Origin of the sequence: Actinomadura nitritigenes (assembly GCF_017573545.1) — a bacterium.
In the GTDB taxonomy this organism is placed as follows: Bacteria; Actinomycetota; Actinomycetes; order Streptosporangiales; family Streptosporangiaceae; genus Spirillospora; species Spirillospora nitritigenes.
The window spans coordinates 1-1,128 of sequence record NZ_JAGEOK010000101.1 but is presented as its reverse complement, the minus strand read 5'-3'; the positions used below and the strand labels follow the sequence as shown (position 1 = coordinate 1,128).

1 protein-coding gene is annotated in these 1,128 nt (G+C 69.9%); it reads right to left on the bottom strand.

The features are described 5' to 3' along the window. A complete protein-coding gene (locus J4557_RS49045; RefSeq protein ID WP_208274828.1) occupies nucleotides 1-1,011 on the bottom strand; it encodes an IS481 family transposase in 1,011 nt (336 codons plus the stop codon). Nucleotides 1,012-1,128: the final 117 nt, after the last annotated feature.

Genomic DNA, 1,128 nt, shown 5'->3' with positions numbered 1-1,128 from the left:
CTAGCTGTTCTGTCTATGGAGGTTGGGGACGCGGCTGGCGGGTGGTTGGCCGTCGAGTGCGGTGTGGCCGCGGTGGTGATTGTAGGTGTGCAGCCATTGCGGGAGTGCTCGGCGGCGTTCGGCTTCGCTGGTGTAGGGCTGGTTGTAGGCCCATTCGTCGAGGAGGGTGCGGTTGTAGCGTTCGACTTTGCCGTTGGTCTGGGGGCGGTAGGGGCGGGTGCGTTTGTGGGTGATGCCGGCGGCGGTGAGGGTGTCGCGCCATAGGTGTGAGCGGTAGCAGGAGCCGTTGTCGGTCAGGACACGGGTCACGGTGATCCCGGCGGTGGTGAAGAAGGCGTGGGCCCGGGTCCAGAACGCGGTGGCGGTTTCCTTGGTCTCGTCGGGCAGGATTTCGGTGTAGGCCAGGCGGGAGTGGTCGTCGACGGCGTTGTGCAGGTAGCCGTAGCCCAGGTTGGGGTGGTTGGAGACCTTGCGGGGGCGGGTCGGGTCGCGGTGGGCCGAGGAGTGGCGGCCGCCGACCGCTCGGCCGTGCGCTTTGTGGCCGCCTCCGTCGGGGATGTTGCCGAGTTTCTTGATGTCGACGTGGACCAGGTCGCCGGGGGCGGGATGCTCGTAGCGGCGGACGGGACGGCGGACGGTGCGGCCGGTCGCGCGGTCCAGGTCCCTCAGGCGGGCCAGGTGGTAGCGGGTCAGCACGCGGTGGACCGTGGAGGGATGGACGCCCAGCAGGTAGCCGATGCGGGCCGGTCCCCACCGGCGCGCCACCCGCACTTTGATGATGCGTCGCTCCAGGCGGGTGGGGGTGCGGTGCGGGCTGTGGTGCGGGCGGCTGGAGCGGTCGGTCATGCCCGCCTCGCCCAGCTGCCGGTAGCGGCCGGCCCACCGGTGCGCGGTCGAGGTGGCGACCTGGAAGCGTTCGGCGGCCCGCCGTAGCGGCCACCCGTCCTCGACCACGCAGCGGGCCAGCCGAAGCCGTCCGGTCTCGGTCAGCGGGGCGTTACGGTGGGGCATGAGGGCCTCCTGCGGTGTCGGCGTAGATGTCGCAATCCACACCGAACCCGGAGGCCCTCCCTCATTCCAAGATCATCCGACCGTGTCCCCGCGTTCACAACCTCCATAGACAGAACA